Source organism: Ruminococcus sp. MCC718 (assembly GCF_018783905.1).
Classification (GTDB): domain Bacteria; phylum Bacillota; class Clostridia; order Lachnospirales; family Lachnospiraceae; genus Hominisplanchenecus; species Hominisplanchenecus faecis.
On the sequence record NZ_WQNP01000101.1, the window covers coordinates 1 to 621 of the forward strand.

The window sequence follows — 621 nt, forward strand, 5'->3', positions numbered from 1 at the left end:
AATCGGGATTTGACAAGAGTGTCTAATTGTTCTAATTCCTGTTTTCTGTCATCTAAAATCTTTTTAATTTTATCAAACAAATCCGCTATTTCAGACTGCTCTTCTTTATCAGGAACTGGCACGATCACATTTCGCACCATTTCACTATTCAAATTGTTCACCACTCCACCAACGGCCATAGACTTTAATTTTTTATAGGTAGTTTTCGAACTTAAATAATAATACAAAAAACGCTTATCAAATAATGCATTTTCATCTCTTAACACAAGCCAACCATCATGGATGCATCCATCTATTTTCAGTATATATGGTCGCCCAAAGCTCATAGAATTAGATAATAAAAAATCTCCCGGCTTTACATATCTCGATTTCTTCATACCTTCTACAATAATTTTTTGAGCAGTCTCAGTTATATACATGGAATCTGAAGTATCACCTATCTTTATCCAATTAATTCCACTTTCATTATCCGTAATATACTTATCAATTGGTCGTGGTGAAGCACCACGTTCAACAATACATACTTCTCCAATTTTTTTATATTTCCATAATTTTTCCATCTATAATCATCCCCATAACCCCACATTTACCTTGCAGTTTCATCTGCACTGCAAATATGAA

1 protein-coding gene is annotated in these 621 nt (G+C 33.2%); it reads right to left on the reverse strand.

What is annotated here, in order from left to right; all coding sequences use genetic code 11:
* Positions 1–560, reverse strand: a 560-nt coding sequence (locus GPK60_RS09595) for a restriction endonuclease subunit S (protein WP_173867147.1), incomplete at its 3' end; no start/stop codon positions are given.
* Positions 561–621: the final 61 nt, after the last annotated feature.